General features: G+C 68.8%; 14 protein-coding genes. 12 read left to right on the top strand and 2 right to left on the bottom strand.

The annotated features are described in order from the left end of the window. Positions 1-42 precede the first annotated feature (42 nt). The 11 genes from QF031_RS13505 (at position 43) to QF031_RS13455 (ending at position 20,316) form a co-directional block, all read left to right on the top strand. Entirely contained in the window at positions 43-1,386 is a 1,344-nt protein-coding gene (locus QF031_RS13505; RefSeq protein WP_307428940.1) for a DUF58 domain-containing protein, read from the top strand. Beyond that, complete coding sequence (locus QF031_RS13500; protein ID WP_307428937.1) at positions 1,383-4,031, top strand: transglutaminase-like domain-containing protein; 2,649 nt, start codon at positions 1,383-1,385, stop codon at positions 4,029-4,031. Before QF031_RS13505 ends, QF031_RS13500 begins: the two co-directional genes overlap by 4 nt. After that, the gene (locus tag QF031_RS13495; protein ID WP_370874512.1) at positions 4,028-5,704 is read left to right on the top strand and encodes an RDD family protein; all 1,677 of its coding nucleotides are present in this window, start codon (positions 4,028-4,030) and stop codon (positions 5,702-5,704) included. Before QF031_RS13500 ends, QF031_RS13495 begins: the two co-directional genes overlap by 4 nt. After that, positions 5,701-6,708 (top strand): PP2C family protein-serine/threonine phosphatase, encoded by a 1,008-nt coding sequence (locus QF031_RS13490; RefSeq protein ID WP_307428932.1) that lies wholly within the window; start codon positions 5,701-5,703, stop codon positions 6,706-6,708. Before QF031_RS13495 ends, QF031_RS13490 begins: the two co-directional genes overlap by 4 nt. Next, complete coding sequence (locus QF031_RS13485) at positions 6,695-8,743, top strand: FHA domain-containing protein (RefSeq protein WP_307428930.1); 2,049 nt, start codon at positions 6,695-6,697, stop codon at positions 8,741-8,743. Before QF031_RS13490 ends, QF031_RS13485 begins: the two co-directional genes overlap by 14 nt. After that, complete coding sequence (locus QF031_RS13480; RefSeq protein WP_307428928.1) at positions 8,740-10,524, top strand: serine/threonine-protein kinase; 1,785 nt, start codon at positions 8,740-8,742, stop codon at positions 10,522-10,524. The genes QF031_RS13485 and QF031_RS13480 overlap by 4 nt, the downstream gene beginning before the upstream one ends. Positions 10,525-10,645: 121 nt before the next feature. Then, positions 10,646-11,350: a hypothetical protein gene (locus tag QF031_RS13475; RefSeq protein WP_307428926.1), complete on the top strand. Its 705-nt coding sequence runs from the start codon at positions 10,646-10,648 to the stop codon at positions 11,348-11,350. After that, on the top strand, positions 11,347-15,792 hold the full coding sequence (locus QF031_RS13470) for an FtsK/SpoIIIE domain-containing protein (protein WP_307428923.1): 4,446 nt from the start codon (positions 11,347-11,349) through the stop codon (positions 15,790-15,792). The genes QF031_RS13475 and QF031_RS13470 overlap by 4 nt, the downstream gene beginning before the upstream one ends. A gap of 905 nt (positions 15,793-16,697) precedes the next feature. Then, positions 16,698-18,926, top strand: a complete 2,229-nt coding sequence (gene ligA, locus QF031_RS13465) for an NAD-dependent DNA ligase LigA (protein ID WP_370874564.1) — start codon at positions 16,698-16,700, stop codon at positions 18,924-18,926. Further along, on the top strand, positions 18,923-19,732 hold the full coding sequence (locus QF031_RS13460) for an inositol monophosphatase family protein (protein ID WP_307428920.1): 810 nt from the start codon (positions 18,923-18,925) through the stop codon (positions 19,730-19,732). Before ligA ends, QF031_RS13460 begins: the two co-directional genes overlap by 4 nt. 80 nt (positions 19,733-19,812) lie before the next feature. Beyond that, positions 19,813-20,316 carry a GNAT family N-acetyltransferase gene (locus tag QF031_RS13455; RefSeq protein WP_307428917.1) on the top strand — a complete coding sequence of 168 codons (504 nt, stop codon included), beginning with the start codon at positions 19,813-19,815 and terminating at the stop codon, positions 20,314-20,316. A 69-nt stretch (positions 20,317-20,385) separates the two neighbouring features. Here QF031_RS13455 and QF031_RS13450 read toward each other — a convergent pair whose 3' ends face one another. Next, a complete protein-coding gene (locus QF031_RS13450) occupies positions 20,386-21,048 on the bottom strand; it encodes a response regulator (RefSeq protein ID WP_307428915.1) in 663 nt (220 codons plus the stop codon). Beyond that, a complete protein-coding gene (locus QF031_RS13445; protein WP_307428912.1) occupies positions 21,041-22,795 on the bottom strand; it encodes a sensor histidine kinase in 1,755 nt (584 codons plus the stop codon). The genes QF031_RS13450 and QF031_RS13445 overlap by 8 nt, the downstream gene beginning before the upstream one ends. Positions 22,796-22,987: 192 nt before the next feature. Here QF031_RS13445 and QF031_RS13440 point away from each other — a divergent pair, with 192 nt between their 5' ends. Beyond that, positions 22,988-24,460 carry a CitMHS family transporter gene (locus QF031_RS13440; protein WP_307428909.1) on the top strand — a complete coding sequence of 491 codons (1,473 nt, stop codon included), beginning with the start codon at positions 22,988-22,990 and terminating at the stop codon, positions 24,458-24,460. Positions 24,461-24,464 lie beyond the last annotated feature (4 nt).

The following is a 24,464-nucleotide window of genomic DNA, read 5'->3' as shown; positions in this document are numbered from 1 at the left end:
CACCACCACTCCATTCCAGCGCAACAACGAAGGCACATCCCTATGTCCGACGGCACGTCCAGCGGCACCCCGTTGACCCGGTACGCGGAGCGTTTCCAGCAGCTCTTCCACCGGAACGGCCGCCCCACCCGCCTGCACCCGGCAGCGGTATGGTCCGAAGCCAGCAGCACAGTCCTCCAGGCCCTGACACCCGCCTGGCGGGGCGTCCGCGACAGCTGGCTGAAGTATGTGTGGCCGGTCCTTTCCGTGGTCAGCATCCTGGGCTGGTCCGTCCTGGCCGCCGCCATCCTGCTCTGGACCACGGGCCAGGCTTTCGGCTGGCAGGAAGCCACGGCAGCGTCCATCGCCGCGTTCGCGATGTTCGTGATCGCGGTGGCCTTCATCCTGGGCCGATCCTCTTACGGAGTGGTATTGGATCTGGCCCGCACGCGGGTGGCGGTGGGGGACAGCGCCGTGGGCAGCATTGCCGTCTCCAACACCTCGGCCCGTCCACTGCTGCCGGCCGCGCTGGAGCTGCCGGTGGGCAGCACCACCGCCGTCTTCCACCTGCCGCGGATGAAGCCCGGGCAGGTCCACGAAGACCTGTTCACCATTCCTACCGCCCGGCGCGCCGTCATCGTGGTGGGCCCCGTCCGTTCCGTCCGGGCAGACCCCCTGCACCTGCTGCGACGCCAGGTCCTGTGGACCGAGCCGGAGGACCTCTTCGTCCACCCGCGCACGGTTGCCCTTGCAGGATCTGCCGCGGGGTTCATCCGCGACCTTGAAGGCATGCCCACCACGGACCTCTCGAGTGCAGACGTCTCCTTCCACGCCCTGCGCGATTACGTGCCGGGCGATGACCGCCGGCACATCCACTGGAAAACCACTGCCCGGACCAACAAACTGATGGTGCGCCAGTTCGAGGAAACGCGACGCGCCCACCTGGCCATTTCGCTGTCCATCAACACCGACGAATACGCCACGGAAAACGAGTTCGAGATGGCCATTTCAGTGGCTGCCTCCATCGGCCGGCAGGCTATCCGTGAACAACGGGAACTGGATGTCCTGACCCAGAAGGGGCCGCTGCGCTGCGAAACCGGCCGCAACATGCTGGACGACATGACCCGGATCGTCGGCACCCCGATGCGCCGCACCGCCGTCGACCTCGCCCGCACCCTGGCCGACACCGTCCCCAATGCCTCCGTGGTCTTCTTCGTGGTGGGCAGCAATGTGACGGCAACCCAGCTCCGTTCCGCCGCCGCCTCGGTGCCGCCGGGCGTGCGAAGCCTCGCGGTGCGGGTGGAAGCGGGGGCCGCCCCCACCCGGGCCAACATCGCAGACCTTACTGTCCTGACGCTCGGCGACCTGGCCGACCTTGCCATCGTGCTGAGAAAGGCGGCCGCATGAGCACCGCACCGGGCCGCTCCCCGAAAACCCGCTCCCCGCAAACCCGCATCCCGCCGACCCGTACCCGCCGGCAGGCCGCCACCGCGGAATCCGCCTTGGCGAGCGGGCAGCCGCTGTGGCATTTCCTGCTCGACGCCGGCGCCCTGGTGGTCCTGCTGGGCCTGGGCCTGCTCGGCTTCGGCCTGAGCTTTGGCGGCGACCCGTACTACCTGCTGTCCGGGTTCGGCGGCATCATCCTGGGCCTGGCCATTGGGGCGGCGAACGCCCATCTGCGCCTGGGCCTGCTGATCACCACCGCCCTGGCCCTTGCCGCGTACTTGGTGTTCGGCACCTTGCTGGCAGTACCGGACGCAGCCATCGCGGGCTTCGTCCCCACCCTGGACTCGCTGCGGACCCTGCTGCTGGGCGTCGTCTTCGCCTGGAAGGACATGCTCACCGTGGGCGTGCCGGTGGGAACTGCAGGCGGCGTGCTGATCGTCCCGTTCCTGAGCTCGCTCATCACGGCCCTCGTGGCCGCCATCCTGACCTGGCGGGTCCGAAGCCCCTACCTGCCCCTTCTTCCGGTGCTGGTCCTGTTCGTCACCGGCATCGCCTTCAGCACCAATGCCGCCTTCCTGACCCTGGAACGCGGCATCGGCCTGACCGTGCTGGGCATCGCATGGGCCACCTTCCGCCGCGATGCCCTGCGGCGGAACAGCACCAGGCGGGTGGCGGTCAACAACCCGCAGAATGACAGCGCCACCGCACGCCGCGCCCGAATCCGCCGGCTGGGGATGGCCGCAGGAGTCATCGCCGTGAGCGTGGGGATCACTGCCGTGGCCGCGCCACTGGTCAGTGCCGGGGAGGACCGGAAAGTCCTTCGCAACGTGGTGGTACCGCCGTTTGATCCAAAGGACTACATCACGCCCCTGGCCAGTTTCCGGACCTACGTCAAGGACAAGAAGGACGACACGCTGTTCGTGGTCAAGGGCCTGCCGCGGGACGGCCGGGTCCGCCTGGGGGCCCTGGATGCCTTCAACGGCACCAACTACAACATGGACCCCAACGGCTCGGGCAACTTCAGCAAGGTGGGTGACGCCAAGTCCATCAACACCCTTGCCGACTCCTCCGGGGTAGTACCCACCAATGACTACTCGATCGACATCAACATCGAGGACTACCAGGGCTACTTCGTCCCCGGCGGCCGCAAGACCACCGGCATCAGCTTCGACCAGTCCGGCTCCGCCGCGGCCGGCGGTCTCTACTTCAACCCGGGAACGGACACCGCCGTCACCACCAGGGGGTTGTCCAAGGGGGACTCCTACACGGTGCAGGTCTCGGATCCCGTCAAGCTCGAACACGGGCAGCTGACCCAATACGACTTCGCCAAGGTCTCCCTGCCCGATCCCCTGGAGGTTCCGCCGGTGGTGGGCTCCCAAGCCAACGACCTGTCCGCCGACGCCCCCACAGCCATCGACCGGGTGCGCCAGATCGAGGCGCATTTCCAGAAAACCGGCGCCTTCAGCAACGGCCTGGTGAGCGAAGGACAGTTGCCCAGCGTCTCCGGCCACGGCGCCGCCCGCATCCGCAGCCTCCTCACCGCCAAGCAGATGCTCGGTGACGACGAACAATACGCGGTGGCCATGTCCCTGATGCTGCGGCACCTGGGCATCCCGTCCCGCGTGGTGATGGGGTTCTACCCCGAACCGACCAGTCCCGAGAACGGCGCAGGCGAAGTGAAGATCACCGGCAAGGACGTCCACGCGTGGGTGGAGGTGGCGTTCGAGCGGGTGGGCTGGGTCAGCTTCGACCCCACCCCGCCCAAGGACAACATCCCCATCCCGCCGGACCCGGAAAGCAAGTCCAAGCCCAAGCCGCAGGTGCTGCAGCCGCCACCCCCGCCGCAGGAGCCGGCGGATCTGCCGCCGGACTCTTCGCCGGACGCCCTGGACGCGGACCAGAAGAAGAACAACCCGTGGCTGTTCTGGGGCGCCCTCCTGGGCGCGCTGGGCGTTGCAGCGATCCCGCTGGTGGTCCTGGCCCTCCCGCTGTTGCTGATCGCTTTGTTGAAGGCACGACGGCGGAAGTCGCGTTTCCGCGATGGCCACCCCGCCCGGCGTGTGGGCGGAGGATGGAACGAGGTGGTAAGCCTCGCGACCGACCTGGGCGCCGCCGTCGACACCCGCTCGACACGGCGCGAAAGCGCCGTCGTCCTGGCCGAAGCCTTCCCTGCGACCTCGGGGACCACCACCATGCTGGCCCGCCGGGCGGACGCCTCGATCTTTGGGGCCGGAGAACCCAGCGAGGAGCAGGTCCGCGAGTACTGGACCATCGTTGATGGTTCCCTCAAGGAAATGACCTCGGGCATGGGCTTCTGGCGCCGGCAGCAGGCACGGTTTTCGCCCCGTTCGCTGCTCGCCGACGCGCGGACCGCCATGGACTCCCGCAGCGGCCCGAAGTTGCCCGGCGGCCGTCTGGCACTGCCGACGGTGCCGGGGATCCTTGCCGCGCGCCGCCGTCGTACCTCCGGCAGTTCCACCCCGCCGCAGGGCCGGGCTACCGGACCGCAGGAGGGCACGGGCGCGGCGCCGGACCGGTCTGGTGCAGAGCGCCAGCAGGTACCAGGCCAGCAGGCACCAGAGCAGCAAGGACCTGGCCAGCAGTGAAGCCCGACGCCGAACGCTGCCCCCGCTGCCAACAGCAGATCCGCGCGGGAGCCACCTTCTGCACTGCCTGCGGTGCCCCGCTGCCCAACCGGGCGGCGCGGCGCAGCCGCACTTCGGACCCGGTTGCGGACCACGGCCCAGGTTCCGCCCGGGAGGCGCGTCCCGCGCACGTGCCAGGGATTCCCGGTACTATCCCGGTAGTAGAAAGGCCCCCGGCAGGTCGGCAGGCGGGCACGTTGACGGGTCCCGTACATGCGGGCACCGGGCCGGGCAGGACCGGCGGTTCCACCATGGTGGAAGCCGCTCCAGGGGGAGGAACGGGAATGGCAGTGAACCTTCAGCTTGTTCCGGCTGCGGCGGGCAAGCGGCTCGGTGCTGCAGTCATTGACTGGATGCCCGGGGTGGCGGTGCTGGTGGTGGCCTTCGCCATCGGTTTTGCCGGCATCACCCGGACCAGAAGCGGCGGCTTCATCATTTACGACACGTCCTCCCTGGTGCTGTTCGGCGGGATCGGCCTTGGTTTGACCCTTGCCTACCTGTTCGTCGTCCTCGGGCTGGAGGGCCGCAGCGGCAAGACGCCCGGGAACCTCCTGATGGGGATCCGCAGCGCGGACCAGGACGGCTATGCGCCCGGCGCTGGTGCAGTCTTCCTGCGCGGCCTTATCACCGGAGCGGGCATCCTGCTGGCCCTGCTCGCGGCGGTGCTGGTTGTGGTGTTCAAGTGGTTTGACGCTGCCTTGTTCATCCTTGGGCCGCTGCTCCTGGTGGGTGCGGTGTGGGCTGTGCTGGTGGTGGTCTCCTGCCGGTGGGACAAGAACGGCGGGCTGCGCGGCTGGAATGACGCCGCCGCCAAGACCCTGGTGTTCGACGTCAAGGCAGGCCGGGACCCCATCACCACCGGCGGTATCCAGGGACCCTACAGCTTCGCGCCCCTGGACCTTCCGCCCGTGCAGCAGGTGCTGTCCCCGGTGGCCGGTGCCAACGCGCCCCACGCGGGAGGATCCCAGGCATCGGCGTTGCAGGCGTCGGCGTCCCCACTACCCGACCCCCAGCCGCCGGCAGCCTTCACGCCCGCACCTTTCGCACCCCAGCCAAACGCACCCCAGCCGGTCGCACCCCAACACGGTGCGGCCCAGGCGGCCGCGCCCCAAGCATCCGCGGCCCAGGCGCCCCAGGCACATGCGCCGTCGGCCACCATGCCGTCCCAGACCATGCCCTACACCTCGCCGGCATCCTTCGCGCCAGCCGGCGCTGCCGCTGGCCACCGCGTGACCCCGCCGCATGCGGACGACGACGTCGAACGCACCCAAGTGCGCCCGGGCGCTGGCGTCGCGGCCCCACTAGCGGTCCTGCGGATCCGCCTTGACGACGGCCGGGACTTCCAGCTGGACCGCAGCGTGCTGGTGGGCCGCAACCCCGTGGGGGCGGTCGGGGAGCAGCATGCCCAACTGCTGGCCGTGGACGATCCCGGCCGCTCCATTTCGAAGACCCACCTGCACCTGCTCACCGACGGCGCGGGCATCTGGGTTACGGACCGGCACTCAACCAACGGAAGCGCGGTCACCACTCCGGACGGACTGCGCACCCCCTTGGTGCCGGGCGTCCCCACATTTGTTACCCCGGGCTCCAGCGTGCACTTTGGAGACCGTACCTTTTACCTAGGACAGGCATGAACCAGCACCCCGCCAGTGTTTCCTCCACCATCCAGCCGGGGCCGGGCCTTAGCCTCTCCTGCGGCTACGGGACGGACAGGGGCCTCCGCCGGGAGCTGAACGAGGATTCGTACATCGCCGCCGATCCGGTCTTCGCCGTGGCCGACGGCATGGGCGGCCATGAAGCCGGCGAAATTGCCAGCGGCCTGTGCGTGCGTGCCCTGGCCGGGATGCCCCAGGTCACCACGGGGGAGCGGAACATCACGGCGTCCGTCCTCCAGCAGTACCTGGTCCGCGCCGACGCCTCCATCCGTGAAGCCACCGGAGCCCGCGCCGGCACTACGCTGACCGGCGCAGTCATTGTGGAACAGATGGGCATGCCCTACTGGCTGGTCATGAACATCGGCGACTCCCGCACTTACCGGCTCAGCCAGGGCCACTTCGAACAGATCAGCGTGGACCACTCCGAAGTCCAGGAACTCGTGGACGCGGGCGAAATCACCGCGCAGGAAGCCACCGTCCACCCGCGCCGGCACGTGGTCACCCGGGCCCTGGGCACGGGGGATGAGACGGAGGCGGACTACTGGCTCATCCCCGTCGAGGAAGGCGACCGGGTGCTGGTCTGTTCCGACGGCCTCACCGGGGAACTGGCGGACGATGACATCCTCCGCATCCTCAGCACCGTCGCTGATCCCCAGGATGCCGTGGATGCCCTGATCCAGGCGGCCCTGCGCAGCGGCGGCCGCGACAACGTCACCGCCATCGTGGTGGACGCACGGAACGTGGCGAACGACGACGGCGCCGGCACCACAGCGCCCCGCCACACCCCCGCTGAGGGGGACGAGGTGACGCTGCCGCGCCCGCCGGCCTCAGAAGCCGTGACAGAGCCCCTGCCCGAACCGCTGGTTGACGGCGCTGGTCTGGCAGAGGGTGCTGGGCTCATTGAAGGCGCTGGGCCGGCGGAGGACACTGGGCGCGTGGACGGCAGCGGGCTGGAGGGAGAGCCGGGCGATGACAGGCGCTAGCTACATTCCGGGCCGCTGGCTGGGCATCGTCCGGTCCCAGACCGCAGTTCTGCTGGGCCCGGAGGCGCCCGCTGAACTCGCCGGCGCCCTGTGGGAACTCCTGGCCGGCCGGCCGGAGCCGCACGAGGTCCTCGCGGCCGTGACCAGCAGCTCCGGCGGATCCCTGACCCGTATACCGTCCTTCGGCATCCTCGACTTCAACGGGTCGCTGCGGGTCTTCCTGCGCGGTGACATCGACCTTCGTGTCGAGCAGCCCGGTGGCGCCGTGGACCTTGACGGCAGGGACGTGACCACCTGGAACGAACGCAAGTTCGCCGTGCCCGGCACGTGCAGGCTGGGTATCGAAGACGGCAGTATCGGCAGCACCGATGCCGCCGGTGGCACAGGGGGCGCTGCGGCGCCTGAACTGCCGCTGGGGGAGGGCGTGGTGCTGCTGTCGTCCCTGACCTTCGGTGCACGCTCCGGCCCTGCCGCGGTCGACGCCCCGGCTGTCATCAATGGCCCCGCTGTCGTCGACGCTCCCGCTCCCGTCGACGCTCCCGCTGCCGTCAGTGTCTCCGCTCCCGTCTTTGTCGCCGCCGCGCATGAGGCGGAATCAGGGCATACCCCCACGGCTCCCGACGGTCCATTCGCCGTGAACGCTGCCGGTAAAGTGAACGGTACCGGCGATCTGGATTCTGTCGCCGAGACGGTAGTGGGCGTCATCGACGGGGACCCGGACGAGGACGTCAACGATGACCTGAGCGATGACATGGACGAGGATCTGGACGGGGAACGTTCGGAGAGCGGTGATTTGAACCCCGCGTTCGACGCGGACGGCCTTGACCCGGACGCCACCATCGCCCCCGGCACCATCATTGGGGCCGATGAAGAGCTGATGGTGGAGCCTGGCGGGCTGGAACCGGCCGGCGCTGAGCCTTCCGGGCCGGAAACTGATGCAGGCGAAGCCGCTCCGGCGGTGGAACTGACCAGCTCCTACGACCACCTTTGGGACCGCACCGTCATGCGCAACATCGAGGACGCAGCGGTGCGCGAGGAACCCGATGCCGACTCCGGCCACGTGGTCCAGCAGCAACCCCCGGCCCTGCCCGCGCCCGGACCATTGCCCGCCCTGGATGCCCCTGAGGACGCCGCTAAGGATGCCGGAGCGCACGATCCGGCAGCCGGTTCCGGGGCAGCAACGGATCCCGGCACCGGAGCTGGCAGTGACGACTCCGCCGCAACTGGCACCGATGACGCCGCAGCGGCTTCAACTCCGCCCCGTCCAGCCCCCACCGGGCTCATCGACTCCGTGCCCTGGCGCACCGGTGGAACAGCGACGGGGGGAACAGCGTCGCAACCGGCGGCCCCCGCCCCTCCGCCGGAGCCGACCCTGGGCACGCCGCCAGCTCCGGCAGGCCAGGAGCCTTTTGCATCCGCCGCCGGTGCAGCCAGCCCCGCTCAGGGCACTAACCCCGCCCACCCCGGCACCGGCTTCGATCCCGACCACGACGGCCAGACGGTCATGAAGAGCAGCCTCCCGGGAGCGGGTTCCGGCCCGGCAGCCCCGGTGACCGCGCAGCAGAACGGCGGCGATGGACCGCTGGTACTGGCCCGGGTCTGCGGGCAGGGCCACGCCAACCCGCCAACCCGTGCCCAGTGCAGCGCCTGCGGGGGTGCCCTGCTGCCGGATGCGGCGCAGGTTGCGCGTCCCCGGCTGGGCCGCATGCGGCTGTCCACCGGTGAACTCCTGGACCTGGACCAGTCAATGGTCATCGGCCGCCAACCCTCCGTGTCCCGCGTGCAAGGCGGGGTGATGCCACGGCTGGTACAGGTGGCCAGCCCGGGCGGGGACATCTCCAGGTCCCATGTTGAGGTTCGGCTCGAGGGCTGGCACGTGATGCTCTGCGACCTCAAAGCCACCAACGGCACCGTCCTGGTCCGCGAAGGCCAGCCGCCGCGCCGCCTGGCCCAAAACGAGATGGCCATCCTGCTCGACGGCGACATCGCGGAACTGGGCGACAACATCTCGCTGCGCTTTGAGGAGATCCCGTGAGTTCCAAGCGTCCCGTCGCGCCGCCGCCCCGCATTCCGGGGTTCACGTATATCAGCCTGCTGGGGTCCGGCGGCTTTTCCGATGTCTACCTCTACGAACAGGACAGGCCGCGCCGGAAGGTGGCGGTCAAGGTGCTGCTTTCCGACCTGAAGACAGAGGGCGCCCGCCGGCGCTTCGAATCAGAAGCCAACCTGATGGCCCAGCTGTCCTCGCACCCGTACATCGTCACCATCTTTGAAGCCGAAGTGACGGATGACGGGCACTCCTACCTGGCCATGGAGTACTGCTCCCGGCCCAGCCTGGACGTCCGGTACCGGCGGCAGCGCTTCAGCGTGGATGAGGTGCTGGCGGTCGGTATCCAGGTGGCCTCCGCCGTCGAGACCGCCCACCGCGCCGGCATCGCCCACCGCGACATCAAGCCCGCCAACATCCTGGTCACGGACTACAACCGGCCTGCCCTCACCGACTTCGGCATCTCCGGCACCCTGGCCGGGGACGCGGACGACGACTCCGGCATGTCCATCCCGTGGTCCCCGCCGGAGCAGTTCCGGGACGGCCCGGTGGACGGCGTCATGGTGGACGTCTGGGCCCTGGGCGCCACGCTCTACACCCTGCTGGCCGGCCGCTCGCCCTTCGTCATGCCCGGGGCGGACAACTCGCAGCGCGAACTCATCAACCGGATCAGCAACACGGCCCTGCCCCGGCTGGGCCGTGCAGATGTGCCGGAATCCCTGGAACTGGCGCTGGCCACGGCCATGGCAAAGTCGCCGCAGTCCCGGTACTCGTCCGCCCACGCCTTCGCCCTGGCCCTGCAGCGTATCCAGGCCGAGCTGAACCTCTCCGTCACGCCCTTCGAGGTCCTGGAGGAGCCACAGCAGGACGAGAGCCACCCGGACGACGGCACCGAGGAGACCCGCGTCCGCAGCATCGCAGCCATCGATCCGGAACGCACCGGCAGCGCCCCCACCTTCCCGGCACGCACCCGCCCCAACACGCCCGGCGCCCATCTTCCCGGCACCGCGACCGACGCGACGGGACGCAGGGGCGGCGCGCTCCCGCCGTCGTCCTTCACCCCTGCTGCACCCACCCAATGGCGGGCTGCCCCGGCAGTGCCGCACATTCCGGCTGGTCCCGTTGGAGCAGCAGGCGCAGGGGGAGCGGCCGACGGCGGCGGGCAGGGGGAGTGGGCCCAGTCCACCGTCCTGCGCGGCAGCACGGGGGTGGTCAACTACGGTGCGCCGGTTCCGGGCGGCCGTGGGCCGGAGCAGGACTCCGCCTACACCGCCGACGCAACAGTGCAGCGGGCCGTGCAAGTGGAGGAGCCGCAGGCGGCACCGGAAACGGACCACTCAAAGCGCAACCTGTGGCTGGCGATCTCCGGCGGCACCGTCCTGTCGCTGGCGGCGGTGGTGGGAATTGTGGTGGCCAACGCCGCGCCGGGCCCGCCCAAGACGGAGGCAACGCAACAGGTGAGCAAACCCCCTGCGGATGCCCTGGACAACGGCACGGTGCCGGACGTGGAGGGCCTCAAGGGTTCCATCGGCGGCGATGGGGAAGCCAGCTTCACGTGGACCAATCCGCAGCCCAAGGAAGGGGACACCTACAAGTGGAAGGTGTACACCTTGGGCGGGAACAGCGCCGAGTTCCATGCCGTGGACAAGCCGCCCGTCAAGGTCCGGCCCAACCCCACCGGGCAGACCTGCATCCAGGTGATGATCGTCCGCTCGGACGGTGCGTTCTCACCCATGGAGGCGAACTCCATCGCCTGCACCGGCCAGTGACAGGCCTGCGGGCAGTGGCAGGCCCGCGGCGGCCATCGACATCCGGGGGTCGCCACCCGGCAACAGCACGCGAACAGCACTCCGGTCACCGGAACACTTCTGCCCTGAGGAGGCACGGATCATGGGGGATCTAGCAATAGATTTCTGTGGCGAATGGTATGAGCCATCGGATGAGGACGTCTTCAATATCGGGCGCGAGGGCGATCTCGAGGTGGACGACAACCCGTACCTGCACCGGCAGTTCCTGCAGGTGGCCCGCTACGACGGGATCTGGTGGCTCAGCAACGTGGGGACCATGCTCTCCGCCACCGTGGCCGACGCATCCGGCGGCATGCAGGCCTGGCTGTCGCCCGGCGCCCGGATTCCGCTGGTGTTCAGCCATACCAACGTGATCTTCACGGCCGGACCCACGACGTATGAGTTCGCCGTGCACCTGAAGACGCCGTCCTTCCGGCAGGAAGCCAGGGAAGGGGCCAGCAGCGGGGACACCACCATCGGCCCCGTGGTCTTCACCGACGCGCAGAAGGCGCTGATCGTGGCGCTCGCCGAACCGGTGCTCCGGCGCGAAGGCACCGGCTTCAGCACCATCCCGTCCTCGGCGGCCGCCGCCAGGACCCTGGGCTGGGCGTTGACCCGCTTTAACCGCAAACTCGACAACGTCTGCGACAAGCTGGACCGGGTGGGTGTCGCGGGGCTGCGCGGCGGCGGCGGCAAGCTGGCCACCAACCGCCGGGCCCGCCTCGTGGAGCACGCCGTCACCACCCACCTGGTGACCTCCGATGACCTGTACCTGCTCGAAAAGATGAGGGGCGTGGACGAAGGATGAGGATCCGGCTGACACTCCGCCGCGAACCCGCCGGAGCCAAGGACCTGGCCGTCACGGTGGACGGCCTGGCCACCGTGGCGGACATTGCCACCGTGCTGTGGGCGGCCGATCCCGACCGCAAGGGCACGCCTGCGCCGGAGAACCTGTCCCTGCGCATCGACGAAGCCTTCGTGGGCGCCGGCATCAGCGGAAACATCCTGGCCCGGGAGGACAACCTCCTCGAATCCGGCCTGCGGCCCGGCTCCGTGGTGTCGCTGGCCCAGGTGAGCGAACAGTTCCACGAACCCGGGGCGAGCCGCGGACCTGCCGCGGCTACGCTGCGCGTGCTTTCCGGGCCCGACGTCGGCCGCGAATTTTCGCTGCCCACCGGCACCAGCTACATCGGCCGGGACCGGGACGTGGACATCCGGCTGACGGACCCGCTCACCTCCAAGCGGCACGCCCGGATCACGGTGGGCGAGGGCATCGAAATCGTTGACACCAATTCCGCCAACGGCCTCCTGATGGACGGGCTGCCCGTCACCCGCGCCACCCTCAACTCCTCCGACACGGTAACCCTGGGGGACACCACCGTCACCGTGGTGCCGCTGGGGCACAATCATGCGGCAGCGCCGACGTCGCCCCTTGTGGACTTCAACCGCTCCCCGCGCGTGGTGCCCCGCTTCGACGTGCCCAAGCGCGTCCTTCCCGCCGGGCCCAAGCGGCCCGAGGACCAGCCGTTCCCTTACATCATGCTGGTGGCGCCCCTGATGATGGGCGCCGTCATCTTCGCGGTCACGCAGAACGTGCTGTCCATGGTGTTCATGCTGATGATGCCCCTGTTCATCGTGGGCCACTACGTGGACACGAAAATGCGGACCCGGAAACAGCAGAAGGAACAGCTCAAGCAGTTCCGTGCCTCCATGGCCGCCTTCCGGCAGGACCTGACCGAGCTGCAGCAGGTGGAACGGGCGGTCCGGCTCCAGGAAGCGCCGTCCGTCAGCGACACCGTGGATGCCATCTACAAGCTCGGGCCGCTGCTGTGGACGCACCGGCCGGAGCACCTGTCCTTCCTGGGCCTGCGCTTCGGGCTGGGGACCGGACCGTCCCGCATTCCGCTGGAAGAACCCTCCAACAACGACACTGAGGTCCAGTACGCCCGCGAAATCCAAGACTGCATCAAGCAGTTCAGCGAGATCGAAGGCGTCCCGGTGGTCTCCCAGCTGCGCACTTCCGGCGCCCTGGGCATCGCCGGCGCCCGCGGCCTGGTGGACGACGTTGCCCGCGGCATGGTGCTGCAGCTCGTCGGCCTGCATTCCCCGGCCGAGGTGGTGCTCACCGCCATTACTTCCGCCCAGTCGCGGGAGCGCTGGAACTGGCTGCAGTGGCTGCCGCACGTTGGTTCGGGCCACAGCCCCCTGTCGGGGGACCACCTTGCCGCCGGTTCGGCCGGCGGCTCCTCCCTGCTGGCCCGGCTCGAAGACCTGGTGGATGCCCGCGAGGCCGCCGCCAAGCGGTCCGCCCCGGACCTGCGCCCCGGCATCGACCCGGTGAAGCACGAGCTCGAAGAACCCGTCCTGCCGTCCGTACTGGTCATCGTGGAGGACGACGCCCCTGTGGACCGCGGCCGCCTCACCCGGCTGGCGGAACGCGGACCCGACTCCGGCGTCCACGTCCTGTGGGTGGCCACTGATATCCAAGCCCTCCCGGCCGCCTGCCGCGACTTCATGGTGGTGGACGGCGACCACGGCACCACCACCGGCCAGGTGCGACTGGGCCGCCACACCTACCCGGTCAGCTGTGAGAGCGTTGATGCCGAGCTCGCCGCACAGCTGGCCCGGATGCTGGCGCCCGTGGTGGATGTGGGCAAGCCCGTCAATGACGACTCCGACCTGCCGCGCGCGGTGTCCTACGCAACGCTGATCGGGAAGGACTTCCTGGACAACCCCCAGGCCGTAGCCGAGCGCTGGACGGAAAACAACTCTGTGCATGCCACTGCCGTGGCCAACCGCAAGGACAACGGCACCCTCCGTGCCCTGGTGGGGTCCAAGGGCATCGAACCGCTGTACCTGGACCTGAAGAACGAGGGGCCGCACGCGCTGGTGGGCGGCACGACCGGCGCCGGTAAATCCGAGTTCCTGCAGTCCTGGGTCATGGGTATGGCTGCCGCCTACAGCCCGGACCGGGTCAGCTTCCTCTTCGTGGACTACAAGGGCGGCGCCGCGTTCGCGGACTGCATCAACCTCCCGCACACCGTGGGCCTGGTAACAGACCTGTCCCCGCACCTGGTTCGCCGCGCCCTCACCTCCCTGCGGGCCGAACTGCACTACCGGGAGCAGCTGCTGAACCGGAAGAAGGCCAAGGACCTGCTGGCCCTGCAGCGGGAGGCCGACCCCGAGGCGCCGCCGTACCTGATCATCATCGTGGACGAATTCGCGGCCCTTGCCAATGACGTTCCCGAATTCGTCGACGGCGTGGTGGACGTGGCCGCCCGTGGCCGCTCGCTCGGGCTGCACCTGATCCTGGCCACCCAGCGGCCCGCCGGCGTCATCAAGGACAACCTTCGCGCGAACACCAACCTCCGGGTGGCACTGCGCATGGCCGACGAGGACGACGCCACCGACATCCTCGGCGTCCCGGACGCCGCCTACTTCGACCCCGCCATCCCAGGCCGCGGCGCTGCCAAGACCGGGCCCGGCCGCATCCAGGGATTCCAGACCGGCTACGCGGGCGGCTGGACCACTGACAAGCCGCAGCGGCCTCAGATCGACATCGTGGAAATGGCGTTCGGCTCCGGTCCCAGCTGGGAAGCACCGGCCCCTGACAAGCCCGTTGCCCAGGAACCGGCCGGCCCCAACGACATCGCCAGGATGACCTCCACCATCGTGCACGCCGCAGGCGAACTGGCCATCCGGCCGCCGCGGAAACCGTGGCTGGATGAGCTGGCCAAGACCTACGACTTCTCCAAGCTGCCCAACCCCCGCACCGACGAACAGCTGCTGCTGGGCGTTGCCGACGATCCCGTCCACCAGGACCAGCCCACCGTGTTCTACGAACCGGACCGGGACGGCAACATGGCCATCTACGGCACCGGCGGCTCGGGCAAGTCCGCCGCCCTGCGCGGCATTGCCATCGCCGCCGCGGTCACCCCGCGCGGCGGCCCGGTCCACGTGTACGGCATCGACTGCGGTTCTTCGGGGCTGCGGATGCTCGAAGAGCTTCCACACGTGGGCGAGATCATCAACGGCGACGATGTGGAACGGGTAGGCCGGCTGCTCCGGCTCCTGCGGGACATCGCCGAGCTGCGCTCGGCGCAGTTCGCCGAGGTCCGTGCGTCCACCATCGTGGAGTACCGGAAGCTGGCCAACCGGCCCGACGAGAAGCGGATCTTCGTGCTGGTGGACGGCATGTCCGCGTTCCGGGAGGCCTACGAGCACAGCAAGCTTTCCGGGCTCTGGGACATCTTCCTCCAGCTGGCCACGGACGGCCGGACCCTCGGCATCCACCTGGTGGTCACGGGGGACCGGCCCAATGCCGTCCCCGCGTCGCTGCTGGCGTCCATCCAACGCCGGCTGGTCCTGCGGCTCTCCAATGAGGACGACTACATTTCCATGGATGTGCCCAGGGATGTCCTCACCGCCAACTCGCCCCCGGGCCGCGGACTCCTCGACGGACTGGAAGTCCAGCTGGCCGTCCTGGGCGGCAACTCGAACCTTGCCCTGCAGGCCCGGGAAGTCCACAAGCTCAGCGAAGCCATGCTGCGGCAGGGACTGGATACCGCCCCCGGGATCGGGCGGCTTCCCGAGCAGGTGGACCTGGACGTCCTGCCCGCCGGAACCGCGGACCTGCCGGTCATCGGCGTGGACGACGAGTCCCTGCAGCCCGCCGAGATCATGGCACGGGGCCCCTTGCTGCTGGCCGGCCCCCCGGGTGCCGGGCGGACCGTAGCCCTGGTGACCCTGGCCTACGCGCTGCGCCGCTCCAACCCCGCCACCGAACTGATCTACCTCGGGTCCCGCCGGTCCGCCGTCGCGTCCCTTCCCATCTGGAACCGCTCCGTGGTGGGCCCGGACGACCTCGCCGAGGTGGTGGAGGACCTGGTGGAGCACTCCACCGGGAACCCGGGAACGGTGGCCTTCTTCATCGAAGGCCTGACGGAGTTCACCGACACCATCGCCGAATCAAGCCTGGCGCAGCTGGTGACGGCGTCGCTCAAAGCTGAGCAGTGGGTGGTGGGCGAGTCTGAATCCTCCACCTGGTCCAGCGCCTGGCAGCTTGCCCAGCCCTTCAAGTCCGGCCGGCGCGGCCTGCTGCTCAACCCCGGGGACATCGAGGGCGACAGCCTGCTCAACACCTCCCTGGGCCGGGTCAGCCCGGAGTTCATCCCTGGCCGCGGCTACGTGGTGGGACGCGGCAAGGCGCGGAAAATCCAGGTGGCGCTGCCGCCGGAAAACCGGGACTGAGCAGGCCGGACACCTGCGGGGCCGCAACTGCTGCGGATTTGCGGCCCCGCAGCGCGCTGTAGAAGACTACCGGGGACACCAGAAAGCCGTGGTGGGGGGCTGCGCGCATCGAAAGGTAGCAATGACCCCGTCCACACCGGTCCGCCACGCTGTTTCGACGACGATATCCGCAGCCGCGCTGGCCCTCGCTTTTGGCTTCTTCCCAACAGGCCCGGCACTCGCTGCAACCACGGAACCATCGCCCGCCCCCACATCGGCTACCCAGGCAGCACAAGACTGCGGGCTCGTCTGCCTGCCCATCCTCGCCAGCAGCCCGGACACAGGACAAAACGGGCGGTCACGGAAGTCCAAAGAACCGGCTCCGCCACCCGCGCAGCCGGCGCCACCTTCCGAGCCGCCCGCCCAACCCGCCCAGCCGCAACCGCCACAGGCAGATACCCCACGATCTGGCACGCAGGCGCCTGATCCGGCCGCGGTCCCCGCTACTGTGCCGCAAGTCCCGGACGAACCTGCAGCCGGCAGTTCCTCTCCCTCCGCCGGTTACCGCCCACCCACCGGCCCGTCCAGCGGAAAGGACTGGAACAGCCCTGTCACCCGGTCTGCAGCGCCTACCCAATTGGCTGCCGTTGCCCCCGCCGGTGGGCAGGGCCCAGGGGGACCTGCCCTCCTGCCGATCACCCTTGGAGCGGTGCTGCTGGCTGTGTCTGGCGCTGCCTTCGCCTGGTGGAACCGCAACCGGAACCGGCTCCGGTTGCACTGAGCGATGGCGGCGGAAGCTCTTCCTGCCCGCCGCCTTCCTCCCATTGACTGTCCGGGGTGTAAGGCAAGATAGGTCTGTGAGCACAGGACCAGGACCCGCAGAGAAGACCGCCACCCGGGCCACGGCGCCGCACGAGCCCGAGGCGATCCCCACCGGGGCCATCCGCGAGGAATACGAAAACCTTGCTGACCTGGTGCGGAGATACCGGTTCGCGTACTACCAGGAGGACGCGCCGCTGGTGTCGGACGCCGAGTTCGATTCCCTCTTCCGCCGCCTCGAGGAGATCGAGGCGCTGCACCCGGAGCTGGTGGCAAACGATTCACCAACCCAGGAAGTGGGCGGCGAGGTGTCAGCGGCGTTTGCACCCGTTGAACACCTGCAGCGGATGTACAGCCTTGAGGATGTCTTCTCGCTCGAGGAGCTTGAGGCATGGCTCAACCGGGCGGAGGCCAGCATTGAAAAGATCGGTGACGGCGGGGCGAAAGCCGCCTGGCTGACCGAACTCAAGATCGACGGCCTGGCAGTCAACCTCCTGTACCGGGACGGCAAGCTCGTGCGCGCCGCCACCCGCGGCGACGGCACCACCGGCGAGGACATCACCCACAACCTGCTCACCATCAAGGAAATCCCGCAGGAACTGCGCGGCAGCGGATTCCCGGCGGAGATGGAGGTGCGCGGCGAAGTCTTTATCCCGTCCAAGGCCTTCGCCGAGTTCAACGAAGCACTGATCGAAGCCGGGAAGGCGCCGCTGGCCAACCCCCGCAACGCCGCCGCCGGTTCCCTGCGGCAGAAGGACCCGGCTGAGACGGCCAAGCGGCCGCTGAAGATGTTCGTCCACGGCATCGGTGCCCGCGAGGGGCTTGCGGCCGGCAGCCAGTCGGAAACGTACGGGTTGCTCAAGGAGTGGGGTCTGCCGGTCAGCCCCTACTTCGAGGTGCTGGAAACCCGCGACGACGTGCTGGCCTTTATCAGCCGGTACGGCGACCAGCGCCATAAGCTGCTCCATGAGATCGACGGCATCGTCATCAAGGTCGATGGTTTCGCCACCCAGCGGGCCCTTGGCAACACCACCCGCGTCCCCCGCTGGGCCGTGGCCTACAAATACCCCCCGGAGGAAGTCCACACCAAGCTGCTGGACATCCAGGTCAATGTTGGCCGCACCGGCCGCGTCACCCCCTACGGCGTCATGGAGCCGGTCAAGGTGGCCGGTTCCACCGTGGAGATGGCCACCCTGCACAACCAGGACGTGGTCAAGGCCAAAGGCGTCAAGATCGGCGACATCGTGATCCTGCGCAAGGCAGGGGACGTCATTCCGGAGATCGTGGGCCCGGTCCTGAACCTCCGCGACCAGCAGGACCCGCCGGTGCGCGACTTCGTGATGCCCACCGAATGTCCTTCCTGCGGCACTCCGCTGGCTCCGGCCAAGGAGGGCGATGTGGATGTGCGCTGCCCAAACGCCAGGTCCTGCCCGTCCCAGCTGCGGGAGCGGGTATTCCATGTTGCCGGCCGCGGCGCCTTCGATATTGAGGCACTGGGCTGGGAAGCTGCCATCGCCCTGACCCAGCCCGCCGAACCGGAAGTGCCGCCGCTGGCCTCCGAAGCCCGGCTGTTCGACCTCACCCCCGAGGACCTGGCGGACGTCCGGATCCGGCGCGAGAAGAAGGCCAAGGGCGTGCCCACGGGCGAGTACGAGCTGGTGCCGTACTTCTTCAGCAAGGGCACCGCCAAGTCACCGTCCAAGCCCACCGCCACCACGCAGAAGCTCTTCAAGGAACTCGAGAAGGCCAAGACCCAGCCCCTGTGGCGTGTGCTGGTTGCCCTGTCCATCCGGCACGTTGGTCCGCGCGCATCGCGGGCCCTGGCTCAGGCGTTCGGCTCCATGGACCGCATCCGCGCCGCGTCCGAGGAGGAACTCGCCCACGTGGACGGCGTGGGACCCACCATTGCCGCAGCCCTGAAGGAATGGTTCGCCGAGGACTGGCACGTGGAAATCGTCGACCGCTGGGCTGCTGCCGGGGTGCGCATGGAGGATGAACGCGACGAGTCAATGCCGCGCACACTCGAAGGGCTCACTGTGGTGGTCACCGGCTCGCTGCCCAACTTCAGCCGCGACGAGGCCAAGGAGGCCATCCTGCTCCGGGGCGGCAAGGCGGCGGGCTCCGTGTCCAAGAACACCAGCTACGTAGTGGCGGGCGAGAGCGCCGGCAGCAAGCTGGACAAGGCAGAGCAGTTGGGAATCCGCGTGCTGGATGAGGACGGGTTCCGGCAATTGCTCGACGGCGGCCCGGCAGCTGTGGGCGACGGGCCAGCAGCAGCGGACCGGGACGTGATGGAAGACGAGGCAATGGAAGAAAAGACTGAGGAGAACGCATGACGTCCGCAACGGAGCTGCTGGAGGTGGCCAAGCAGGCCGCCGCGGCAGGCGCCAACGTTCTCTCCGACCGCGACGGCAACGCACTGGACGCGAGCAACAAGGGCGCGGCAGGGGATTGGGTAACCGCGTACGACGTTGCCGCCGAAAGCGCGGTGCGGGACGTCATCTCCGCTGCCCGCCCGGGCGACAGCATCACGGGCGAGGAGCAGGGAACCACGCGCCCTGTTGATCCCACCGGCTACCGCTGGTCCATCGACCCACTGGACGGCACCACGAACTTCATCCGCAACATCGTCTATTACGCCACCTCCGTGGCGGTGGCCGACGTCGACGGCGTCTGGCTGGCCGGCGTCGTCAACGCCCCGGCGCTGGGGCGGGTGTACTACGCCGCCCGCGGCCAGGGTGCGTGGCGTCAGGAACGCGACACCGTCACCAGGCTTGAGGGGCCCATACCGGGCCGGGCCGGGCAGATCCTGGCCACCGGGTTCAGCTACGAGCCCGATATCCGCGCCCAGCAGGCGGCCGCCTTCGGTACTTTGATGGATGGCTTTGCCGATGTCCGCCGGCTCGGTTCCGCCGCCCTTGACCTGTGCATGGTGGCTGACGGAACCCATGACGCCTACGGCGAACGGGGGCTGAACGAACACGACTTTTCTGCAGGAGCGCTGATTGCGGAAGAAGCCGGCTGCTGGGTGCGCAGGCCGCGCCTCACCAGCCCCCTCGACGGCGGTCCCACAGATGACGAGCGGCTGGATGCCTGGACCTGCGCGGCCAGCCTTGAACTGTCCGGGAAGTTCCCGCTGTAGGCACCCCCAGTACTGATAGTTCGATCACGGAAAGCGCGTTTACGCCGGACCCGGGGCACGCGGGCCACTACCATTGACGGGTGCACAAGCAGTTGACCATCCGTCCCGCCGTCCAGGCCGATTTCGACGCCGTCGCCCGCATCACCGGCGACTCCTACCTCTCCGCAGGCTACTTCGACGACGCCGCGCACCCCTACATGGTGAAGATCATGGATGTGGCAGAGCGCGCGGAGCAGGCCACCATCTGGGTGGCAGAACGGGAAGGGACCGTCATGGGTTCGGTCACGCTGGCACTGGCCGGGGAACCGTACGCGGACATCGCGCTGCAGGACGAGCTGGAATTCCGCATGCTGGTGGTGGACCCGGCTGTCCAGCGCAGCGGTGCCGGCAAGGCCATGGTGGACGCCATCATCAGTCACGCGAAAAGCCTTCCCGGCATCAAGGGAGTTTCGCTCACCACCGGCCAGTCGTGGGAAAGCGCCCACGGGTTGTACCGCAAAACCGGCTTCCAGCGCGTACCCGAGCGGGACTGGTTCGTCCCCGACACGGACATAAAGCTGCTGGTTTACCGGCGCGACCTGTAACAGCCCCACAGGTGGGACTGCAGGCCGCCGCTGCCAGTGATTGGGGACGCAGCGTTGGTGATCCCTGCGCTACCGTGCCGGCAGGCCGTAACGGTGCTCGGGCCTCCCTGTGGTGCCGTAGCGAAGCTGGATATCCACCGCGCCGTCGTCTGCCAGGGACGACAAGTACCGCTGGGCCGTGGCGCGCGAGACACCTACGCGGGAGGCCACCTCGGCGGCGGAGTACTGTTCGCCGGGGGCCAGCGATTCCAGCACCGCCGCTTCGGTCGCCGAGCGGGGTTTCGACGACGGCGTGACATCCCCCGGAATGAGCGAGCGTTTGGCGCGTTCCACCGCCTCCTGGTCCAGTGCCCCCTGCTGCCCGAGGAGGCGCCGGTACCGGGCATAGGAGCGCAGCTGCTGGGACAGTGACTCCGCTGTGAAGGGCTTGAGCAGGTACCCCAGCGCGCCCCGGCGGAATGCCACCCTGACGGATGCGGCGTCCGAAGCGGCGCTGAGGATGATCGTGTCCACATCCAGCTGCTGCAGCAGGTCCAGGCCGGAGGCATCCGGAAGGTAGACGTCCAGCAGCACCAGGTCAGGCCGCAGGCTGTGGATGGCCTGCAGCGCCAGCGACGCCGTCCCAACCGGAGCCAGGGCAAGGAAGCCCGCCACGGAATCGACATAGGCGGCGTGCAGCTTGGCCACATGGAAGTCGTCGTCCACGATCAGGACCCGAAAATCGTCAGCCATTGTCATCCTTTCCGGCTGCCCCCAGATCATTGGCGGCAGGGTTTCCTGCCGTCGTCTGCGGAAGGGTGGCCATGAACACGGCGCCAGGGCCGCCCCTGGCCCCGCGTTCCAGCACCTTCACGTCGCCGCCTCGGCGCCGCGCCAACTGGCGCGCCAGGGCCAGGCCGAAGCCCTGCCCGCCACCTGCACGGACCGGGCCGGTGGCGGTAGTGAACCCTTCGGCAAATACGCCCTCCGGGTCGGTTCCCTCTGCCATCCCGTCGCCCGAGTCAGCCACCACCACGTGCAGGGTGCCGCCGTCGTCGCCCGGCTCATCCAGCACCTCAAGCTCAACCCAGCGGTCGGTGGACGTACCCGCCACGGCGGCATTGATCGCATTGTCGATCAGGTTTCCCAGCACGGTGGTCACATCCTGGGCCTCCGTCACCTGCCCGCGGACCAGGGTCTCCGGGCCGATCCGCAGCGCGACGCCCCGCTCGTCCGCTTCCACGCCCTTGGCCCCCACGAAGGCCTGCAGGTACGGGTCCTGGAGCAGCTCGGCCTGGTCCACCGGGAACTTCAGCGGGCCGGTGGCGGCGAGCCCTGCAAGGTAGTCGCGCGCTTCCTGCTGCTGGCCGATGCCCAGGAATCCGGCAAGGGTGTGCAGCTGGTTGGCGAACTCGTGCCGCTGGGCGCGCAGCGCGGTGGACATGGTGCCGACGGCATCAAGCTGCCGCGTGAGTTCCTGCAGCTCCGTGCGGTCGCGCAGCATGATGACCCAGCCCAGGTCCTCGCGCCGGTGCAGCGCCTTGCGGGCATTCACCACCAGGACCCGGCCGCCGGCCACCAGCTCGAGGGCGTCCTGGTTTGATCCGCCGATGGCACCCGCCGGGCCGGCAACACCGGTCCCGGGGCGGGTCAGGGACTTCAGCTGTTCCGGGACGGGCGCGTCTTCCCACCGCGCCCCTGACAGGTCGGGCAACCCCAGGAGCCGCTGCGCTGCGGCGTTGAAGACGCTCACACGGCCGTCGGCACTGACGCCGATGACGCCATCGTCCACGCCCTGCAGCACCGCCACCTGGTCGTGGACCAGCGTGCTGATCTCTTCCGGCTCCAGGCCCAGGGTGAGGCGCTGCAGCCGGCGGCGCAGCAGGAAGGACCCCAAAACCCCGGCCAGCAGGGCACCCGCGGCCGTCAGGGCCACGGGTCCGATGTCGCGGGCCACGCTTTGGGCCACGGTCTCCATCGAGTAGCCCACGCTCACCTCGCCCACCACAGTGGAGGTGCCGGGCGCGTACACCGGAACCTTCGCGCCGGCAGAAGGTCCCAGGGTTCCCGTGTTCCGGGTGGTGACCTCCTGCCCGGACAACGCCTCGGACGGGTCCGTGCTCACCTTCTCGCCGAGCCGCTGCGGATCCGGGTGGGCCAGCCGGATTCCGGTTTCGTCGGTGATCACCACGAACAGCGCACCGGTCCGGGCCCGTGCTGCCTCGGCCGATGCCTGCAGCGGCCCACCCAGCAGCTCGGCAGCAGGGGGAGCGCCGGGCTGTTCGCTGATGGACAGCACATCAGCCCGGACCTCCGGGTCGGAGGCCACCGTCCGGGCCAGCGTCAGGGCCTGGTTCTCCGCGTCGCTGCCCACCCGGTCGTAGGTCAGCCAGGCGTGCACGGCCGCGCTGAGCAGCACCACCAGCAGCACCACGGCCAGCTGGAGCAGCAGCGTCTGGCTGGAGAACCGCAGCGGCTGCCGGGGCGCGGATCGCTGCATTCATCCTCCTTGACGGGTGGCTGCGAGCCAGGGTTTCAGCGCGACAGCGCGCAGTGAGCAGAATGAGCAAAATGCTCCCAATAAGCAGTATGCCAATCAATTGAGCCAAAGGCACTCCCGTGACGGACGCCACCCTACAGTCTGTAGCACGCATCACAACGCTGTGGTGCCGTTCACAAGAAGGAGCCGGCTGTGCTGGTAATACTTGGATTCGCCATGATCGCGGTATTCATGGTGCTGATCATGACGAAGAAGTTGACGCCAGTGCTGGCGTTGATCATCGTCCCTACTGTTTTTGGCCTTTTCGCCGGTGCCGGCCTTGGCATCGGTGACATGGTGATGGACTCCATGAAGTCCATGACGTCCACGGCCGCCCTGCTGATGTTCGCCATCATCTACTTCGGCCTGATGATCGACGTCGGGCTCTTTGACCCGCTGGTGAAGTTCATCCTCCGCAAGTTGGGCAACGACCCCGCCAAGGTGGTGCTGGGCACCGCCATCCTGGCCGCTGCGGTGTCCCTGGACGGCGACGGGTCCACCACGTTCATCCTCACCACCGCCGCCATGCTTCCGGTCTACCTCCGCCTCAAGATGAGCCCCGTGGTCCTCACCTGCGTGGCCGGCCTGGCCAACGGCACCATGAACATCCTGCCGTGGGGCGGCCCCACGGCCCGCGCCGCCACCGCCCTGAAGATTGATGTCAACGACGTCTTCGTCCCCATGATCCCGTCCCTCGTGGCCGGCTTGGTCGTGGTCCTCGCCTTCTCCTGGCTGCTCGGCCTCCAGGAACGGAACCGCCTCCGCGCCACCGCCCCCGAGATCTGGGGCGTGCCGGACACGGCAGCAGAGTTCGACGGCGGCACTTCCGCAGGTGCCTCCGGAACCGGTGCCGGACGCAAGGGCGGCGCCCCTGGCGTAGCAGCCCCCGCCGTCGACCGTCCCCTTGGCGGCGCCGGCGTAGCAGTCCTGGAACGCACCGAGGCCCTGGTGGACGACCACGACTCCGCCATGGCGGACACCGCACTGGACCCCAACCGCAGCACCCTGCGCCCCAAGCTGTTCTGGTTCAACCTGGCCCTGACCGTCGCCGTCATGGTGGTGCTCGTAGCCAACGTCGTCCCGCTGCCGTTCGTGTTCATGGTGGGCGCCGCGATCGCACTGCTGGTCAACTTCCCCAAGGTCAAGGACCAGGGCGCCCAGCTGATCGCGCACGCACCGTCCATCGTGGCCGTGGTCAGCATGGTCATGGCTGCCGCCGTCCTCACCGGCGTCCTCAAGGGCACCGGCATGGTGGAAGCAATGTCAGCATGGCTGGTCCAGATCATCCCCACGTCCATGGGGCCGTTCATGGCCGTCATCACCGGCGTGCTCAGCATCCCCATGACGTTCTTCATGAGCAACGACGCCTTCTACTTCGGTGTCCTGCCGGTCCTGAGCGAAACCGCCGCACACTACGGGGTGGGCGCCGCGGACATGGCCCGCGCCTCCATCACGGGCCAGCCGTTCCACCTGCAGAGCCCGCTGGTTCCGGCCATTCTGCTGCTGGTGTCGCTGGCCAAGGTGGACCTCGGTGACCACCACAAGAAGGTCCTTTGGCGCACCGCCGTCATCTCGCTGGTAATGCTCGGCGTCGGCATGCTGACCGGAGCCATTGGAATCGGTTAGTCTG

The sequence above is a fragment of the Pseudarthrobacter defluvii genome (assembly GCF_030816725.1).
GTDB classification, from domain to species: domain Bacteria; phylum Actinomycetota; class Actinomycetes; order Actinomycetales; family Micrococcaceae; genus Arthrobacter; species Arthrobacter defluvii_A.
This window is presented reverse-complemented; position numbering and strand designations above follow the sequence as displayed.

What these genes read in the sequence shown, in the direction of transcription:
- QF031_RS13460 (WP_307428920.1), top strand. Translation starts at nt 18,923, where the DNA reads ATGACGTCCGCAACGGAGCTGCTGGAGGTGGCCAAGCAGGCCGCCGCG.
- QF031_RS13450 (WP_307428915.1), bottom strand. Translation starts at nt 21,048, where the DNA reads ATGGCTGACGATTTTCGGGTCCTGATCGTGGACGACGACTTCCATGTG.
- QF031_RS13505 (WP_307428940.1), top strand. Translation starts at nt 43, where the DNA reads ATGTCCGACGGCACGTCCAGCGGCACCCCGTTGACCCGGTACGCGGAG.
- QF031_RS13475 (WP_307428926.1), top strand. Translation starts at nt 10,646, where the DNA reads ATGGGGGATCTAGCAATAGATTTCTGTGGCGAATGGTATGAGCCATCG.
- QF031_RS13485 (WP_307428930.1), top strand. Translation starts at nt 6,695, where the DNA reads ATGACAGGCGCTAGCTACATTCCGGGCCGCTGGCTGGGCATCGTCCGG.
- QF031_RS13490 (WP_307428932.1), top strand. Translation starts at nt 5,701, where the DNA reads ATGAACCAGCACCCCGCCAGTGTTTCCTCCACCATCCAGCCGGGGCCG.
- QF031_RS13445 (WP_307428912.1), bottom strand. Translation starts at nt 22,795, where the DNA reads ATGCAGCGATCCGCGCCCCGGCAGCCGCTGCGGTTCTCCAGCCAGACG.
- QF031_RS13470 (WP_307428923.1), top strand. Translation starts at nt 11,347, where the DNA reads ATGAGGATCCGGCTGACACTCCGCCGCGAACCCGCCGGAGCCAAGGAC.
- QF031_RS13500 (WP_307428937.1), top strand. Translation starts at nt 1,383, where the DNA reads ATGAGCACCGCACCGGGCCGCTCCCCGAAAACCCGCTCCCCGCAAACC.